Below are 18366 nucleotides of genomic sequence, written 5' to 3' on the forward strand. Positions count from 1 at the left end.
GGCGGTGGCAACGCCCCCGGCGGCAGTGCCGGCGCCAGCAGCGGCGGAGGCGTGGGGGCTTCCGGACCGGGCGGTCGTGGCATCGGTGGCGCGGCCGGCGGAAACGGGCTTGCCGCGTTCGGCGGCCCCAGCGGTTTTGGCGGTGGCGGTGGATGTTCGATGAACGGCTTGAACGGTGAGGAGACGTGCCCCTGAGTCAGTCCCGCGCGGGCCGTCCGCGTTCGGCACAACGCGGGCGGGCGCTTGCCTGCGGCATTTGCCGATGCCTGCCAACGTGCTTTGCAGGTTTATCGTCGGTTCCTGATGCGACCGGCTGACGGCCTCGCCGTCAGCCGTGCCACCCCCCCGGCCCGTGATCAGGCAGTTCTCCCGGCGACACGCCCCTTCGGATGACCGAAGGGGCGTTTTTTTATGCGACCGATGAATCGACGCGCGGAGGATATCGAAATGCCGATTGTGTATTTCGCGTAAACCCGTATCTATGGCAGCATCCTGGGTCTGGGCCGTGCAAGGGCGTTGCCGTCCCTTGTGCGACCGTTGTGGACCCATCAAGTCCGCCCCGTCGAACGGGCGCTCAACAGGCGCCAAATGAGCAATAGGAGAAATCGCACATGCTGTCCCGTCAACTGATTCACGCGTTCCTCGGCGCCACGTTTGCGCTGGCCTCTCTCGGTGCCACGGCCCAGACGGCCGCCAAGCCCCTGAAGGTCGGCACCATGGCCGGCTCGGATGCGCAGATCTTCGAAGTCGTCAAGAAGGTCGCCCATCAGCGCGGCCTCGAGATCAAGATCATCGAGTTCAGTGACTACGCACAGCCGAACGCCGCGCTCGACGCCGGCGACCTGGACGCCAACGGCTTCCAGCACAAGCCGTTCCTCGACAGTCAGGTCAAGGATCGCGGCTACAAGATCGTGAGCGCCGGTCTCACATACGTCTCACCGCTGGGCTACTACTCGAAGAAGTACAAGTCGCTGAAGGATCTGCCGAATGGCGCCAAGGTCGGTATTCAGAACGACCCGTCCAACGGCAACCGTGCGTTGCTCCTGCTGCAGAAGGAAGGCCTGATCAAGCTGCGTGCCGGTGCTGGCGTCAATGGCAAGAACGCGACCCCGCTGGACATCGCCGAGAACCCGAAGAAGCTGAAGATCGTGGAACTGGAAGCGGCGCAACTACCGCGTGCGCTGCCGGATCTGGATGCCGCCTCGATCAACACCAACTTCGCGGCACAAGCCGGTCTCGTGCCGAAGCGCGACGCGATCGCCATCGAAGATCTGAAGGGGCCTTACGCCAACCTGATTGCCGTGCGCGCACAAGACCTGAACAAGCCGTGGGTCAAGCAACTGGTCGACGCCTATCACTCCGACGAAGTGAAGGCATTCATCGAGACGCAGTTCAAGGGCGCGCTGATTCCCACGTGGTAATCGTCGGCGTTCCGTGCGATGCGCATCGCGCGCGTCGTTCGTCGTAGGTCATGGACCGGGGTTTCGACCCCGGTTTTTTTATGTCGTCGCGACGGACATATGGCTACGCAGGCATGACATCGTTTGACTAGAATGGAAAGTGAGATTCGGACCGACGGGAGGTCGCCATGTCCATGCTCAACGTTTCGATGATGCTTGTGGCGCTGCTTGTCGGCTTCGCCATCGGCATGTTCTTCGACCATTTCTGGGTAACGCATCACGACGAGCCGTCCCAGCACAGGCGCCTGGATTGGCACGAGATGTGGGACCGCATCCGTCACCAGCACTGACGAGCGGGCCGTACCTGAAGCGCAAGCCTCAGCCGTCGACCGTGTCGCGCAGTTTGCGCCAGAGCGTGGAGCGGCTGATGCCGAGTGCCTCGCAAGCGGCGCCGCGGTCGCCACCGCACGCCGCCAACGTGGCGTGAATGCGGGCAAGGTCTTCGGCTGCGCGACGGGCACGACCTGTCAGCGGCGCTGGCGCTGAGTGTGATGTTTCGACGCCCGCGCCGGGGACGCGGGCGCGATGGGTGTCGTGCGCGCCAAATTCGCGTCCGTTGGTCGTGTTGATGACATCGGGCGGCATCGGCGTGCCCAGTCCATCGGTCATCGCGCCCAACTCCGGGGCAATCTCGACCAACCTTGCACGGCTGATCTCGTGCGCGTCGACGACATCCGCGCATACGACGGCAATGCGTTCCAGCAGGTTTTCCAGTTCGCGGACATTGCCCGGCCAGCGATAGGTCGCGAGCAGCGGCATGAGCGACGCCTGCAGCGCGTCGACGCTCATGCGCGCTCCCGCGCGGGCGAGTGCGCGTTCGAGAAAGAGGGGGGTGAGGCGCGGCAAGTCCTCCATGCGTTCGCGCAGTGCCGGCAGCACCATGCGCAGGATGTTGAGCCGGTAGTACAAGTCTTCGCGGAACCCCCCGGCGGCCACCCGCTGGCGAAGGTCGCGGTGAGTGGCCGCAATCACGCGCACGTCGCAGGGCACGGGCTCGGTCGCGCCAAGTCGCAGCACCTCGCGCTCCTGCAGCACCCGCAACAGACGCGTTTGCAGCGGCATCGGCATTTCACCGATTTCGTCGAGAAAAATGGTGCCGTTGTGCGCCGTCTCGAACAACCCCGCCTTGCCGCCGCGCCGCGCGCCCGAGAAGGCGCCGTCCTCATAGCCGAACAGTTCGCTCTCGAGCAGCGTTTCCGGAAACGCCGCGCAGTTGATGGCGACGAACGGATAGTCGCGCCGTCGACTGGCATTGTGAATGCCTTGTGCGAGCAGCTCCTTGCCGGTGCCGCTCTCGCCGTGGACGAGTACGGTCGAGTCGGTCTGGGCGTAGCGGCGTGCCAATGCACGCACCTGCGACATCGCGTCGGAATCGCCGATCAGATCGTCGAGGCGATAGCGTGCCACGAGATGGCGTGGGCGATGGCGCGAGCGTAGCGAGCGATCCACGCGCGCAAACGACTGCGAGTCCTGGCACGTCAGCAGCGCGCCCGTGAGCGTGCCCTGGTCGAGCAAGGGAATGCGATTGATGACCCACGTTTTGCCAGCCATCGAGACAATGGCCTCGAGTTCGGCGCTCGCGCTCTCCAGCGTGCGCGCGATGTCGAGCGCCGGGGCGATGGCATCGAGCGGACGGCCGACCGCATCGGCAACGCTCACGCCGAGCATGCCCGCCATCGGGGCGTTGATCGCTTCGATGCGCCCGTTCAGATCGACGGCAGCGACCCCTTCGTGCAAGTGTCGCAGCACGGTATCGAGCCGCTCGCGGCGTTGCGCTTCGATGCGTCCGAAGCGCGCGACTTCGAGTGCCGTGTCGAACGCGGCGCGCACCGAATCCTGCGAATAGAGAAAGACGCCCGCGAGTCCGGCTCGCTCGGCCAGTTCAGTCACCAGCCCGGGGCCGACAATGACCTCGATGCCTTCGTCGCGCAGCCGGTGCACAAGGTCGTCCGCATCGTGGCGGTCAAAATAGGCGTGTTGCGAGATGTCGAGGTGGAACGCGCTCTTGAAGCGCTCAAATTCTGGCGCGGGTCGGGCATACGACACCAGCGCGATACGCGACGCGGGCGAGGGCGCAGGCCGCGCGCGGCGCGCCCGTGCCAGCGCATGCATCACGTCGAAGCCCGTCACTTTCACGAGCACCACGGGCAGGGCAAGGCGCTCGCGCAGGAAGGCACCGTTCGAACCAGCGGCGACAATGCCGTCAACACTGCCCGCGGGCAGGCGCTCCAACGCTTCGATGACGGCTTCATAGCCTTTGTCGATGATCTGCACCTCGGCTTGCGCGGCGTAGTCCGGCACGATGTCGCGGTACAACTCGCCGAGCTTGCTGATGCCCACGGCCCAGATCACGGGTTTTCGAACGGCGGTGACCGGTTGCGCAAACCCCGCGCGCGCGGCGCTCGGAGCCGCCGTCGACAGGCGAGGGGGTAACGCGGGGGAGAAATTTGGCATGACCGGACTCATCGATAGGTGCGGGCGGGTGCGCGGCGCACGGACGCGGGCCACCGCAGGAGACTGACTCGAATCGTAGCATAATGCAACTATACGTTTCATATTATGTTTCAATATGAAACGTAGTGCGACGAATGCCCGGCGCGAAGCGACGCATTCGACTTGACGCGCGCGTCACATCCGAGAAGAATTTCCGCTGCGAAATGAATGTCTTAGCGATGCGACGGTGCAGTTGGCGCGCGTCCGGATAGCGGGCTGGCACGGCCATTGCTAAGTACCTTGCCATCACTCAACCCATGTGCGATTTGGCAGCTTCCACCGCCGGCCGCACACGACACGATCGAGGCACTCACGTGACGCAAACCCATCGTTCGGCCGGCGCCGCTTTTCGCGAGGCCGTCAAGACCGAGCAACCCTTGCAGGTTGTCGGCGCCATTAACGCGAATCACGCCTTGCTGGCCAAGGCGGCTGGTTTCAAGGCGATCTATCTCTCCGGCGGCGGTGTCGCGGCGGGGTCGCTCGGCCTGCCCGATCTGGGCATCTCCACGCTCGACGACGTGCTCACCGACGTGCGCCGCATCACCGACGTATGCGATCTGCCGTTGCTCGTCGACGTCGATACCGGCTTCGGGCCGTCGGCGTTCAACATCGCGCGCACGGTGCAGTCGCTCATCAAGTTTGGCGCGGGCGCCATGCATATCGAGGATCAGGTCGGCGCGAAGCGTTGCGGCCATCGTCCTGGCAAGGCCATTGTGAGCCAGCAGGAGATGGTCGATCGCATCAAGGCGGCGGTCGACGCCCGCACCGACGAGAACTTCGTCATCATGGCGCGCACCGATGCACTGGCCGTGGAAGGTCTGCAGGGCGCCATCGATCGCGCATGCGCCTGCGTCGAAGCCGGCGCCGACATGATCTTCCCGGAAGCGATGACCGAGTTGCCGATGTACCGCCAGTTCGCCGATGCCGTGAAAGTGCCGGTGCTCGCGAACATCACAGAGTTCGGCGCGACACCGCTGTTCACTGTGGACGAACTCAAGAGTGCGCAGGTCGGTCTTGTGCTGTACCCGCTCTCCGCCTTCCGCGCCATGAACAAGGCGGCGCAGAACGTCTATCAGACGATTCGCCGCGACGGCACGCAAAAGGCCGTGCTCGACACGATGCAAACCCGCGCCGAACTCTATGAGAGCATCGGCTACCACGCTTACGAACAGAAGCTCGACGCGCTGTTCGCCCAACAGAAATAACTGAATCCCTGATCCTGGAGGAATGAGCATGAGCGAGACGACTGCCACCGGCTTCAAGCCAAAGAAATCCGTCGCCCTGTCGGGGGTGACTGCGGGCAACACCGCGCTGTGTACGGTGGGCCGTTCGGGCAACGATCTGCATTACCGCGGCTACGATATTCTGGATCTGGCCCAGACCTCGGAGTTCGAGGAAATCGCGTACCTGCTCGTCTATGGCAAGCTGCCGAGCGTGGCGGAGCTGCGCGGCTACAAGGCCAAGCTCAAGGCGCTGCGCGGCCTGCCGGCCGCTGTCAAGGACGCGCTCGAGACCGTACCGGCCGCCGCCCACCCGATGGACGTGATGCGCACGGGCGTCTCGGTGCTGGGCACCGTGTTGCCGGAGAAGGACGATCACAATGTGCCGGGCGCTCGCGACATCGCCGACCGTCTGATGGCCAGCTTCGGCTCGATGCTGCTGTACTGGTACCACTTCAGCCACAACGGCGTGCGCATCGATGTGGAGACCGACGACGACAGTATCGGCGGCCACTTCCTGCACCTGCTGCACGGCGAAAAGCCGTCGGACCTGTGGGTGCGCGCCATGCACACGTCGCTGATCCTTTACGCGGAGCATGAATTCAACGCGTCCACGTTCACCGCGCGCGTGATCGCGGGCACGGGCTCGGACATGCACTCCGCCATCACCGGCGCCATTGGCGCCTTGCGCGGCCCGAAGCACGGCGGCGCGAACGAAGTGGCGTTCGAGATCCAGAAGCGCTATGACTCGCCCGACGACGCCGAGGCCGATATCCGCCGCCGCGTCGAGAACAAGGAAGTGATCATCGGCTTCGGTCACCCGGTCTACACCGTGAGCGATCCGCGCAACAAGGTCATCAAGGAAGTCGCGCACGAATTGTCGAAGGATCAGCAGAATACGAAGATGTACGACATTGCCGAGCGTCTGGAATCGGTGATGTGGGACGTCAAGAAGATGTTCCCGAACCTGGACTGGTTCAGCGCCGTGAGCTACCACATGATGGGCGTGCCCACCGCGATGTTCACGCCGCTGTTCGTGATTGCGCGCACGTCGGGCTGGAGCGCCCACGTCATCGAGCAGCGCATCGACAACAAGATCATTCGTCCGAGCGCCAATTACACCGGTCCGGAAGATCAGCAGTTCGTGCCGATCGACAAGCGCTGAGTCTGCCTGCGTCGGGCCTTCCTTGCCCGGAAGGCCCCGGGGCGGCGGTCGCTTCGCCGCTGTCCCGCGCAGGCATCCGGCACGCAGGCGCATCGTCTGCCTACGGGTTACGCTGCCATCCACCGGGCCGATACTTTCCTCACATGATGAATTCCGAATACCGTAAATCCCTGCCCGGGACGTCGCTCGATTACTTCGACGCCCGCGCCGCTGTCGAGGCCATTGCGCCGGGCGCCTACGACACGCTGCCCTACACGTCGCGCGTGCTGGCCGAGAACCTCGTGCGCCGCTGCGATCCGGCGGCACTGACCGACGCCCTCAAGCAACTGATCGAGCGACGCCGCGATCTCGATTTCCCCTGGTTTCCTGCTCGCGTGGTGTGTCACGACATTCTCGGCCAGACCGCGCTGGTCGATCTCGCCGGGCTGCGCGACGCCATCGCGGCGCAAGGCGGCGATCCCGCGCTCGTCAATCCGGTCGTGCCGACGCAACTCGTCGTCGATCACTCGCTCGCCGTCGAGTGCGGCGGCTTCGATCCCGACGCGTTCGCCAAGAACCGCGCCATCGAAGATCGTCGCAATGAAGATCGTTTCGACTTCATCAACTGGACGAAGCAGGCGTTTCGCAACGTCGACGTGATTCCGCCGGGCAATGGCATCCTGCACCAGATCAATCTTGAGCGCATGAGCCCGGTGATCCAGGTCTCGGACGGCGTGGCTTATCCGGACACGCTCGTGGGCACCGACTCGCATACGCCGATGGTCGATGCGCTGGGCGTGATTGCCGTCGGTGTAGGCGGTCTGGAAGCCGAGAGTGTGATGCTCGGGCGCGCGTCGTGGATGCGTCTGCCGGATATCGTCGGCGTGGCACTGACGGGCAAGCCGCAGCCGGGGATCACGGCGACGGATATCGTGTTGGCGCTCACCGAATTCCTGCGCAAGGAGAAAGTGGTGTCCGCCTACCTGGAGTTCTATGGCGACGGGGCGGCAAACCTCACGCTGGGCGACCGCGCCACGATCTCGAACATGGCGCCCGAGTTCGGCGCCACGGCGGCGATGTTCTACATCGACGCGCAAACGATCAAGTATCTGAAGCTCACCGGTCGCGAGGACGCCCAGGTCGCGCTGGTCGAGACCTATGCGAAGCAGACCGGCCTCTGGGCCGACACGCTGACGCACGCGCAATACGAGCGCGTGCTTACGTTCGATCTGTCGAGCGTGGTGCGCAACATCGCTGGCCCATCGAATCCGCACAAGCGTGTGCCGACGAGTGAGTTGGCCGCGCGCGGCATCAGCGGCAAGGTCGAAAACGAACCGGGCCGGATGCCCGACGGCGCGGTCATCATCGCGGCGATCACGAGCTGCACGAATACCAACAACCCACGCAACATGATTGCGGCGGGATTGTTCGCGCGCAACGCCAATCGCGTGGGCCTCACGCGCAAGCCGTGGGTGAAGAGTTCGCTCGCCCCGGGGTCGAAGGCCGTCACGCTGTATCTGGAGGCCGCCGGGTTGCTGCCGGAACTGGAGGCCCTCGGCTTCGGCGTGGTGGCCTATGCATGTACGTCGTGCAACGGTATGTCGGGCGCGCTCGACCCGGTCATCCAGCAGGAGATCATCGAGCGCGACCTCTATGCCACGGCTGTGCTCTCGGGCAACCGTAACTTCGACGGTCGCATTCATCCGTACGCGAAGCAGGCGTTTCTCGCGTCGCCGCCGCTGGTGGTGGCCTATGCCATCGCCGGGACGATCCGTTTCGACATCGAGAAGGATGTGCTCGGGGTCGATGCCAACGGCAAGCCGGTGCGCTTGGCCGACCTTTGGCCGAGCGACGAAGAGATCGACGCGATCATCGAGCGCAGCGTCAAGCCAGAGCAATTCCGTCGCGTCTATGAGCCGATGTTTGCCGCGTCGGTCCACGCGGGCGAGACGGCCGATCCGCTGTACGACTGGCGCGAGATGAGCACCTATATCCGTCGTCCGCCGTATTGGGAAGGGGCGCTCGCGGGTGAGCGTACGTTGCGCGGCATGCGCGCGCTGGCGGTGCTGGGCGACAACATCACGACCGACCACCTCTCGCCGTCGAACGCGATCATGGCCGACAGCGCGGCCGGTGAATACCTCGCGAAGATGGGCCTGCCGGAAGAGGATTTCAATTCCTACGCCACGCACCGCGGCGACCACCTGACGGCGCAGCGCGCCACGTTCGCCAACCCCACGCTCAAGAACGAGATGGTCGTGGTCGACGGGCAGGTCAAGGCGGGGTCGCTCGCGCGTATCGAGCCGGAAGGCAAGATTACCCGCATGTGGGAAGCGATCGAGACGTACATGGCGCGCAAGCAGCCGCTCATCGTCATTGCCGGGGCCGATTACGGCCAGGGTTCGTCGCGCGACTGGGCGGCCAAGGGGGTGCGGCTGGCGGGCACTGAAGCCATCGTTGCCGAGGGTTTCGAGCGCATTCACCGCACCAATCTGGTCGGCATGGGCGTCTTGCCGCTCGAATTCAAGCCGGGCACGAACCGCAAGACGCTCGGCATCGACGGCAGCGAAACCTTCGACGTGACCGGTGAGCGCACGCCGCGCGCCGATCTCACGCTGGTCATCCATCGTCGCAATGGCGAGCGCGTGGAAGTTCCGGTGACGTGCCGTCTCGATACGGCCGAGGAAGTGTCGATCTACGAGGCGGGCGGGGTGCTGCAGCGCTTCGCGCAAGACTTTCTGGAATCGTCACAGGCGGCTGCCTGACCTGCCCGAGGAGAGACGTGATGGCGCATCAGCCACAAATTCGAATTCCCGCCACCTACATGCGTGGCGGCACCAGCAAGGGCGTGTTCTTTCGCCTGCAAGACCTGCCCATCGCCGCACAGGTGCCGGGCACAGCGCGCGATGCGCTGCTCATGCGCGTGATCGGCAGCCCGGACCCTTACGGCAAGCAGATCGACGGCATGGGCGGGGCGACGTCGAGCACGAGCAAGACGGTCATCCTCGCGAAGAGCGAGCGACCGGAGCACGATGTGGACTATCTGTTCGGGCAGGTGTCGATCGATCAGACGTTCGTCGACTGGAGCGGCAACTGCGGCAATCTGTCGGCGGCCGTCGGCCCGTTCGCGATCAGCGGCGGCTTGGTGGATCCGGCGCGGGTGCCGCGCGATGGCGTGGCCGTCGTGCGTATCTGGCAAGCCAACATCGGCAAGACGATCATTGCGCACGTGCCGATGACGGACGGTGCGGTACAGGAGACGGGGGATTTCGAACTCGACGGCGTGACGTTCCCGGCCGCCGAAGTCCAGCTCGAATTCCTCGATCCGGCCGCCGAGGACGACGGTGAGGGGGGAGCCATGTTCCCGACCGGCAACCTCGTCGATGACCTCGAAGTCCCCGGTGTGGGCACATTCAAGGCGACGATGATCAACGCCGGCATTCCCACCATCTTCCTCAATGCCGAGGACATTGGCTACCGGGGCACGGAGTTGCAGGACGCCATCAACAGCGACGCGAAGGCGCTGGCGATGTTCGAGACGATTCGAGCGCACGGTGCGATCCGCATGGGGCTGATCAAGGACGTGTCCGAAGCCGCGACGCGTCAGCACACGCCGAAGGTCGCGTTCGTGGCGAAGCCGGCGGGTTATACGGCCTCGAGCGGCAAGCAGGTGAACGCGGGCGATGTCGATCTGCTGGTGCGCGCGCTGTCGATGGGCAAGCTGCATCACGCGATGATGGGCACGGCAGCCGTTTGCATCGGTGCGGCAGCGGCGATACCGGGCACGCTCGTCAATCTCGCGGCTGGCGGCGGTGTGCGCGACGCCGTGCGCTTCGGGCATCCGTCGGGCACGTTGCGCGTGGGCGCGCAAGCGACGCAGGAAGGCGGCGAGTGGACGGTCACCAAGGCCCTCATGAGCCGCAGCGCCCGGGTATTGATGGAAGGATGGGTGCGCATTCCGGGCGACGCGTTCTGAGGGGGTAACCTTCGCCCCACGATGGGCGTGGGGCGGTGAGGCGATTCCGGCGGCCGGCGAGCGTTGCGCTCTCCGGCCGCTTATCATGGGAGGTCTCGGCAAGCCGCTTCGTCTTGACAGGATGGCGGCTTTCGTCAACGTCACAGGAGGCCGTCCATGTCCGCAGGCATCTCGAATGTGCGTCCCGCGCCCGACAAGGTGCTGACCGATATTGTCGACTATGTTCTCACCTATGAGATCCGCAGCGATCTCGCCTTTGAAACCGCTCGCCACTGTCTGATCGACACCCTCGGGTGCGGCTTCGAGGCGCTGTCCTATCCCGCGTGTACCAAGCTGCTCGGCCCCATTGTGCCGGGTACGGTCGTGCCGAACGGGGCAAAGGTTCCCGGCACGCCGTATCAGCTCGACCCGGTGCAGGCGGCGTTCAGCCTGGGCGCGATGATTCGCTGGCTCGACTTCAACGACACGTGGCTGGCGGCCGAATGGGGGCATCCGTCCGACAATCTCGGCGGCATTCTCATGACGGCCGACTGGCTCTCACGCACGGCGGTGGCGCAGGGGCAGCCGCCGCTGACGATGCGCCATGTGCTCGCCGCGATGATCAAGGCGCACGAGATCCAGGGCTGTCTGGCGCTGGAGAATTCGTTCAATCAGGTCGGACTCGATCATGTGGTGCTGGTGAAAGTCGCGTCGACGGCGGTCGTTGGGGAAATGCTCGGGCTTTCGCGCGATGAGCTGATCAACGCGCTCTCGCTCGCGTTCGTCGACGGGCAGAGCCTGCGCACCTATCGTCACGCGCCGAACACGGGCAGCCGCAAGTCATGGGCGGCGGGCGACGCCACCAGCCGCGCGGTGCGACTGGCCCTCATGGCACGTTCGGGCGAGATGGGCTACCCGTCGGTACTGACCGCCAAGACGTGGGGCTTCTACGACGTTTTGTTCAAAGGCCAGCCGTTCGCGTTCCAGCGGCCGTATGGCGAATACGTGATGGAGAACGTGCTGTTCAAGATTTCGTTCCCGGCGGAGTTCCATGCGCAAACGGCGGCAGAGGCGGCGATGACGCTGCACGCTCAGTTGCAGGCGATGGGACGCAGCGCGCAGGACATCCGGTCGGTGAAGATTCGCACGCATGCGGCGGCGATTCGCATCATCGACAAGCAGGGGCCGCTCGCCAATCCGGCGGATCGCGATCACTGCATCCAGTACATGGTGGCGGTGCCGTTGCTGTTTGGGCGACTGACCGCGGGCGACTACGAGGAGGCAGTTGCCACCGACCCTCGCATCGATGCGCTGCGTGCGAAGATCGTCTGCGAGGAAGATCCGCAATTCACGCGGGATTATCACGATCCCGACAAGCGATCGATTGCCAACGGGCTGACCGTCACCCTGAGCGACGGGACGGCGCTCGACGAAGTGCTGGTCGAATACCCCATTGGCCACAAGCGTCGCCGAGCCGAGGGCATTCCCCTGCTCGTAGAGAAATTCAAGACGAATCTGACGCGGCGCTTCGCGGCGCGCGCGCAGGCCCGCATTCTCGACGTCGCGCTCGATCAGCAACGACTCGAGGCGATGCCGGTGCATCAATTCGTGGATCTGATGGTGTGAGCGCCGGGAGGCGTGCGTCGCACGCGCTGTGTTGTGCTGCGGCGGCGCTCGGGGTGGCGGATGTTTGATTGACGAGCGCGCGAGCGGCCCAATGACTGTCGGGCCGTCGCGGCGACTCGGATTCAGCCCTTGTGCGTGTAACGCAGGCGCGTCATTTGTTCCGCGCTGTCGGCCAGCAGGCCGGCCGCATCGGCAATCGCCTTCTCCAGCGTGGTCGGGCCGAACGTCAGCGAGAAGCATCCCGAGAACACGCGCGACAGGCTGTCGAGCGCGCTACGGTCGATGGCGCCCGAGAGCAGCGAGGCCGTCGCCCCGGCCTTGATCGCCACCTGCGCGGCAATCATCGGGGTCTTGCCGGAGAGCGTCTGACCGTCGCTGCGGCCTTCACCGGTGATGAGCCAGTCGGCCCCTTCCACCGCTTGCGGCAGCCCGACGCGCTCGGCCACGACTTCCGCACCAGAGCGAAACTTCGCACCCAGCAGGTGCAGCGCAAAGCCCAGGCCGCCCGCCGCCCCTGCGCCCGCGCGGCTGGCGGCTTCATTGGCGTTGAACGCGCGATGCGCATGGCCGGCGAAATGCGCGATGGCACGGTCGAGCGGCTCGACCTGCGCGTCGCTCACGCCCTTCTGCGGCCCGAAAATCGCCGTGGCGCCTTGCGGCCCGTTGAGCGGATTGTTCACGTCGGACATGGCGATCAGTTCGCAGTCCTTCAGGCGGGCGTCGAGTCCGTTCAGATCGATCGACGCCACGCGATGCAGCGCGGCGGGCACAGGCGGCACCGCTTCGCCCGACGCGTCGAGCAATCGCGCACCGAGGCCGACGAGAAGGCCCGCGCCACCGTCGTTGGTGCTGCTGCCGCCCAGGCCGATGAGCACGCGGCGTGCGCCGGTATCCAGCAGTGCGCGCAGCAGTTCTCCCAGGCCGACTGTCGAGCGCTCGGCCACTGGCGTCTGCATTCCGACCGGGTCGGTAATGCTCACCACGTTGGCGCTTTCCAGCACACCCGTGCCGTCGGGCATGAGGCCATACTCGGCCATGACCGATGCCTGGCCGGCGCCACGCACCGAGAGTGGTACACGGCGTCCGCCTGCGGAGAGCAGGGCGTCGAGCGTGCCTTCGCCGCCATCTGCCATCGGACGCAAGCGCAGGTCGGCCTGCGGCAGTACCCGCGCAATGCCGGATGCGATGGCGCGCGCCACTTCCGGGGCACTCAGCGAACCTTTGAACGAATCGGGGGCGATGACGATGATTGGGGCTTGCGCATTGCTGGACATGGAAATCGGGACAGTCGCAAAAAGGTATACGGGTTGGCAGGATTCACGTGCGCGTCATGCCCGCGAGTTGTTATCGCTTATGACTTACCGGCCGGACGGTTGATCCTGGGCCCGGTAGACGGGATGGCACGTCGGCTCGCAGCAGGGTGGGGCGCGAGACGATGCGACGCAGTGTGACAGAAACCAGCAATATACGCGATTCGGGCCAGCGCGCATTGCGCGAATTGCCATGCTATGAATAACGCGGGTAAGATGAGCGCCAACTGACCGTGCGTCGCCCGAAAGGCCGCGCGGCCCGTGCAAGCCGGCGCCGACGCCTGGCTTGTTGCGGCAGAAGAACGACAATGCGTGTGCAACAGCCATTTGCGAGCGTGGAGCGGGGGCATGAACCGGGGCAAAGACAGGAATTCGGGCACGTCGCGCGTGTCGCGGCGCAGGGCGGCGCGCGCGATGGCCGCATCGGCCGCAGCGAGTATCGGGCTCGCCGTGTTGCTGGCTGGGTGTGCGCAAACGACGCCGGTCGTCGCGCACGACGATCCGCCGGTGGGCAGCGTGGCCGACGTTGCACCGGAAAATGTAAAAGTCGAGACGTTCCCCGCCTATCGCGACACCGTTGCGGATGCCCGTGGCAATGGTGCCGTCTGGCAAGGATCGTCGAAGAAGACCACCGCCCGCGTGAGTACCTGCACGGCGCATTTGTGGAAGCGGCAACTGCCGCATGCAAGGGTGCAACGCTCGAAGGCAGGCACGGGTCAGACCCTTGAACTCTCCTCCAGCAACGACGGCGTGCTCGCCGTGCTTGACCTGGCGCCGCACAAGCCGGGTAGCGAAGGCACGTTGTATCTCGGTTCGACTGCCTCCCAATCGCTGGCCGATGCCGTGCGCCGGTGCCTCTGACGGCGTCGCGCCAGGCGACGAGGCAGGCGCTCATGCGACGGTCACGATAACGTCATACCCCGTCGGGGTATCATGACGGCGAACGCGTGGCCGGCCGGGCCGCGCGAAGGCTTTTACTGCGTGCGTGCCGATGTCTCATACTGAACCGATCGACGTCTCCGAGGCGCAAACGAATGCCGGCGATGCCGAGCAGGCGTCGCTGAATCCGCGCCAACAGGCGCTTTTCGACGCCGTTCGTCGCGATGGCTTTCTCACGGTCGATGAACTCGCCGCACGCTTCGAGGTAACGCCGCAGACGATCCGGCGGGACATCAACTTCCTGGCCGAACGCAAGTGGGTGCGTCGCTACCACGGCGGCGTCGGGCTGCCGGGCGGGGCCGAGAACGACGCCTACGATGCCCGTCAGACCCAGTTGGCCGACGAGAAGCGACGCATCGCCGTACGTCTTGCCGAACAAATTCCCGATCACGCCTCGCTCTTCATCAACCTGGGCACCACCACGGAAGCCGTGGCCCGCGCACTGTCGCGTCATCGTGGGTTGCGCGTCATTACCAACAATCTGCACGTCGCTGCCATGATGAGCGGCTATGCGGACGCCGAAGTCATCATTGCCGGCGGCGTGGTGCGCGCACGCGACCAGGGCGTGACGGGCGAAGCGACGCTCGATTTCATCCGTCAGTTCAAGGTCGATTTCGGCATCGTCGGTATCTCTGCCATCGATGCCGACGGCACGCTGCGCGACTTCGACTACCGCGAAGTGCGCGTGGCCGAGGCGATCATCGCGCACTCTCGTACCGTCTTTCTGGCCGCCGATCACAGCAAGTTCGGGCGCCCGGCGCTCGTTCGCCTGGGGCACCTGTCACAGGTTGATGCCCTGTTTACCGATCGCCCGGTGCCCGCTGGCATGGCCGACGTGATCGCCGAGGCCGGTACTCTGGTACACGTCGCGGACTGACGAGGGGGCATCAACCCCCGTCAGGCGCGTATTCGCGCATCGGGACCGTAGAATGCGCGAATTCGAAGCTCCAGTACGCCAATCTGTTAGAATTCGAACATTGATGTTCGTAAACGAATATAAAGCGAACATTTTCGAACTTTTCCTGATTTGACGCTCAACCCCCGGAGTGACGACGTGCAGACACCCGCTCAATCGCCATCGGACAACACACGGCCTCCCTACGACCTGCTGGTCGTGGGCGGCGGGATCAACGGAACGGGCATTGCGCGCGACGCGGCCGGTCGCGGCCTGCGCGTGTTGCTCGTCGAGCAGGACGATCTGGCGTCCCACACGTCATCCGCGAGTACCAAGCTGATTCACGGGGGGCTGCGCTATCTTGAGTATTACGAATTCGGCCTGGTGCGCAAGGCGTTGCAGGAGCGCGAGGTGCTGCTGCGTGCCGCGCCGCACATCATGTGGCCGCTGCGCTTCGTGATGCCACACATGCCGAACCTGCGACCGGCGTGGATGATTCGCGCGGGGTTGTTTCTCTACGATCACCTCGCCCGGCGTGAAATCCTGCCCGGCTCGCGCGGTATCGATTTGCGCCAGCATCCGGCGGGCGCTCCGCTGCGTCGCGATTTGACGCGCGGCTTCGTCTACTCGGACGGCTGGGTGCAGGACGCGCGTCTGGTCGTGCTCAATGCGCAGGACGCGGCCGAGCGCGGCGCGACGATTCTCACGCGCACGCGGCTCACGGGCGCCGAGCGTGGCGAGCGCCTGTGGACGGCCCAACTCGAGACGTCCGAAGGTGCGCACCAGACCGTGCGTGCGCGCGCCATCGTCAACGCGGCCGGGCCGTGGGTCGGTCATTTGCTTGGCGACGTGTTGCACCAGCAGGCCACGCATCGCGTGCGCATGGTCAAGGGCAGCCACATCGTGACACGCAAGCTGTTCGATCACGATCACGCCTACATCTTCCAGAATCCCGACAAGCGCATCATCTTCGCGATCCCCTACGAGCGCGACTTCACCCTGATCGGCACGACCGACATCGAATATCACGGCGATCCGGCGAACGTCGCGATCAGCGACGACGAGATCGCCTATCTTTGCCAGTCCGCCAGCCAGTATTTCACCCGACAGATCGCGCCTGCGGATGTCGTCTGGACTTACGCGGGCGTGCGTCCGCTGATGGAGGAGGAAGTCTCCAACCCGTCGGCGGTCACGCGCGATTACAAGCTGGAACTGGACGCGCCCGGCACGCGCGCCCCGCTGTTGTCGGTGTTCGGCGGCAAGATCACGACCTACCGTCGACTCGCGGAAGAAGCGATGTTGCATTTGCGCGGCCCGCTGGGTTTCGCGCACGGCGATTGGACGGCGGGCGCGCCGCTGCCGGGCGGCGACATGGCCGAGCCGGATGCCGGTGCGTTCGAAACATCGCTGCGTGCGCAGACGCCGTGGCTGCCGCCGGCGCTCGCGCATCGATACGCACGCACCTACGGCACGCGCACGCATGTGCTGCTGGGCGAGGCGAATTCGCTCGACGGCCTGGGGCGGCGCATCTGCGGCGATCTCTACGAGGCCGAGCTGCGCTATCTTGCGCAATACGAATGGGCGCGCACGGCGCAAGACGTGCTGTGGCGCCGGACCAAACTCGGTCTGCATCTCGGCAAGGATGGCGAAGCCAGCGTGCAACAGTGGTTTGCCCAGCAGGCGGAAATGGCGGCCTGAGTTCCGCTGAATAAACAGGAGACAACGGCAATGTCAGGAGGCGCGTACATCCTCGCGTTCGATCAGGGCACGACCAGCTCGCGAGCGTTGCTGTTCCATCGCGATGGCCATGTCGTGGCGACCGCGCAGAAGGAATTCCGTCAGATTTATCCGCATCCGGGCTGGGTCGAGCACGACCCGCGCGACATCTGGGCGACGCAGGCCGGGGTCGCGGCGGAAGCGCTGACGCACGCCGGTGTGGGGGGGCGCGACATCGCGGCCATCGGCATTACGAACCAGCGTGAGACGACCCTCGTATGGGATCGTCGTACGGGCGAGCCGGTGTATAACGCCATCGTCTGGCAGGACCGCCGCACGGCGGATTTCTGCGATGCGCTGCGTGTGCAAGGGCACGATGATCTCGTCGCAAGCCGTACCGGGCTTCGGCTCGACGCCTATTTCTCGGGCAGCAAGATCCGCTGGATTCTCGACAACGTGGCCGGTGCGCGCGACGCCGCCAACGCCGGGCACCTGGCCTTCGGCACCGTCGATAGCTGGCTCGTGTGGCATCTGACCGGTGGCAAGTTGCATGTGACCGACGTGTCGAACGCGTCGCGCACGATGCTGTTCAACATCCACACGCTCGACTGGGACGACGAACTGCTCGCGCTGCTCGATGTGCCGCGCAGCCTGTTGCCGGAGGTTCGTTCATCGAGTGAGGTGTATGGACATACGGCCACGTCGCTGTTTTCCGTGCCGGTGCCGATTGCAGGCATCGCGGGCGATCAGCAGGCGGCGCTCTTCGGGCAGATGTGCCTCTCGCCTGGCATGGTGAAGAACACCTACGGCACGGGGTGCTTCATGGTGATGAACACCGGCAACAAGCCGCACGCGTCGCGCCATAACCTGCTCACGACGGTGGCCTGGAAGATCGGAGACCGCGTCGACTATGCCCTCGAGGGCAGCATCTTCATCGGTGGCGCGGTCGTGCAGTGGTTGCGCGACGGGCTGGGCATCATTCGCCATTCGCGCGATGTCGAGGCGCTCGCGACCAGCGTGCCCGACGCCGATGGTGTCGTGCTGGTGCCCGCGTTCGCCGGACTGGGCGCGCCGCACTGGCAACCGCGCGCGCGTGGCACGCTGTTCGGCGCAACGCGTGGCACGACGGCGGCGCACGTGGCCCGTGCCGCGCTCGACAGTATCGGATTCCAGACGCTCGATGTCTTGCGCGCGATGGAGGCCGACGCGGGGCTGCATGTGTCGGAGCTGCGTGTCGACGGCGGCGCCGCGGCCAACGATCTGCTGATGCAATGGCAAGCGGATCTGTTGGGCGCGGACGTGGTGCGCCCCAAGGTCATCGAGACGACGGCGGCCGGCGCCGCCTATCTGGCGGGGCTGGCCGTCGGCTTTTGGCCGGACATCGACACGTTGGCGCACCAATGGGAATTGCAGCAACGTTTTTCCCGCAAGCTGTCCGCGCAAGACGTCAGTCGTGCCGTCAGCGGCTGGCAACGCGCGGTGCGCGCGGCGAAGTGCTGGGCGGAAGACGGCGAGGCTCCCTGACGAGGGTGAGCCTCAGCGCAATGCCCGACCGGGCGCGACGTGGCGCCGATCGACGGCGGCGTCGTGTCGCCGATGACGCCAGCT

14 protein-coding genes are annotated in these 18366 nt (G+C 65.3%); 12 read left to right on the forward strand and 2 right to left on the reverse strand.

Features of this window, described 5'->3' with window-relative positions; genetic code table 11:
* The 3 genes from PCE31106_RS24170 to PCE31106_RS24030 form a co-directional block, all read left to right on the forward strand.
* The coding region (locus PCE31106_RS24170; protein WP_217425914.1) for a hypothetical protein at positions 1–195 on the forward strand (195 nt) is incomplete at its 5' end.
* 416 nt (positions 196–611) lie between these two features.
* Positions 612–1421, forward strand: coding sequence for a MetQ/NlpA family ABC transporter substrate-binding protein (locus PCE31106_RS16475; protein ID WP_150564018.1), 810 nt, complete (start codon positions 612–614; stop codon positions 1419–1421).
* Positions 1422–1588: 167 nt separating this feature from the next.
* Positions 1589–1750 (forward strand): hypothetical protein, encoded by a 162-nt coding sequence (locus PCE31106_RS24030; protein ID WP_017233377.1) that lies wholly within the window; start codon positions 1589–1591, stop codon positions 1748–1750.
* A gap of 28 nt (positions 1751–1778) precedes the next feature.
* On the opposite strand, the gene prpR is transcribed toward PCE31106_RS24030, so the two are convergent.
* The gene (prpR, locus tag PCE31106_RS16480) at positions 1779–3914 is read right to left on the reverse strand and encodes a propionate catabolism operon regulatory protein PrpR (RefSeq protein WP_254441105.1); all 2136 of its coding nucleotides are present in this window, start codon (positions 3912–3914) and stop codon (positions 1779–1781) included.
* 353 nt (positions 3915–4267) lie between these two features.
* On the opposite strand from prpR, the gene prpB reads away from it, so the two are divergent.
* The 5 genes from prpB to PCE31106_RS16505 all read left to right on the forward strand — a co-directional run bounded on the left by prpB (position 4268) and on the right by PCE31106_RS16505 (position 11898).
* Complete coding sequence (gene prpB / locus PCE31106_RS16485) at positions 4268–5158, forward strand: methylisocitrate lyase (RefSeq protein WP_150564019.1); 891 nt, start codon at positions 4268–4270, stop codon at positions 5156–5158.
* A 28-nt stretch (positions 5159–5186) separates the two neighbouring features.
* On the forward strand, positions 5187–6338 hold the full coding sequence (prpC, locus tag PCE31106_RS16490) for a bifunctional 2-methylcitrate synthase/citrate synthase (protein WP_017233381.1): 1152 nt from the start codon (positions 5187–5189) through the stop codon (positions 6336–6338).
* 143 nt (positions 6339–6481) lie between these two features.
* Positions 6482–9082 carry a Fe/S-dependent 2-methylisocitrate dehydratase AcnD gene (gene acnD / locus PCE31106_RS16495; RefSeq protein WP_150564020.1) on the forward strand — a complete coding sequence of 867 codons (2601 nt, stop codon included), beginning with the start codon at positions 6482–6484 and terminating at the stop codon, positions 9080–9082.
* Between the two features lie 20 nt (positions 9083–9102).
* Positions 9103–10293, forward strand: a complete 1191-nt coding sequence (prpF, locus tag PCE31106_RS16500) for a 2-methylaconitate cis-trans isomerase PrpF (protein WP_150564021.1) — start codon at positions 9103–9105, stop codon at positions 10291–10293.
* A 156-nt stretch (positions 10294–10449) separates the two neighbouring features.
* Positions 10450–11898: a bifunctional 2-methylcitrate dehydratase/aconitate hydratase gene (locus PCE31106_RS16505; RefSeq protein WP_150564022.1), complete on the forward strand. Its 1449-nt coding sequence runs from the start codon at positions 10450–10452 to the stop codon at positions 11896–11898.
* Positions 11899–12020: 122 nt separating this feature from the next.
* Here PCE31106_RS16505 and PCE31106_RS16510 read toward each other — a convergent pair whose 3' ends face one another.
* On the reverse strand, positions 12021–13172 hold the full coding sequence (locus PCE31106_RS16510) for a glycerate kinase (RefSeq protein ID WP_150564023.1): 1152 nt from the start codon (positions 13170–13172) through the stop codon (positions 12021–12023).
* Positions 13173–13556: 384 nt separating this feature from the next.
* Here PCE31106_RS16510 and PCE31106_RS16515 point away from each other — a divergent pair, with 384 nt between their 5' ends.
* The 4 genes from PCE31106_RS16515 to glpK all read left to right on the forward strand — a co-directional run bounded on the left by PCE31106_RS16515 (position 13557) and on the right by glpK (position 18282).
* The gene (locus PCE31106_RS16515; RefSeq protein WP_150564024.1) at positions 13557–14069 is read left to right on the forward strand and encodes a hypothetical protein; all 513 of its coding nucleotides are present in this window, start codon (positions 13557–13559) and stop codon (positions 14067–14069) included.
* A gap of 130 nt (positions 14070–14199) precedes the next feature.
* The gene (locus PCE31106_RS16520; RefSeq protein ID WP_017233387.1) at positions 14200–15024 is read left to right on the forward strand and encodes a DeoR/GlpR family DNA-binding transcription regulator; all 825 of its coding nucleotides are present in this window, start codon (positions 14200–14202) and stop codon (positions 15022–15024) included.
* A 177-nt stretch (positions 15025–15201) separates the two neighbouring features.
* Complete coding sequence (gene glpD, locus PCE31106_RS16525) at positions 15202–16740, forward strand: glycerol-3-phosphate dehydrogenase (RefSeq protein WP_150564025.1); 1539 nt, start codon at positions 15202–15204, stop codon at positions 16738–16740.
* 30 nt (positions 16741–16770) lie between these two features.
* Positions 16771–18282, forward strand: coding sequence for a glycerol kinase GlpK (gene glpK, locus PCE31106_RS16530; protein ID WP_150564026.1), 1512 nt, complete (start codon positions 16771–16773; stop codon positions 18280–18282).
* Positions 18283–18366 lie beyond the last annotated feature (84 nt).

Source organism: Pandoraea cepalis (genome assembly GCF_902459665.1).
GTDB classification, from domain to species: Bacteria; Pseudomonadota; Gammaproteobacteria; order Burkholderiales; family Burkholderiaceae; genus Pandoraea; species Pandoraea cepalis.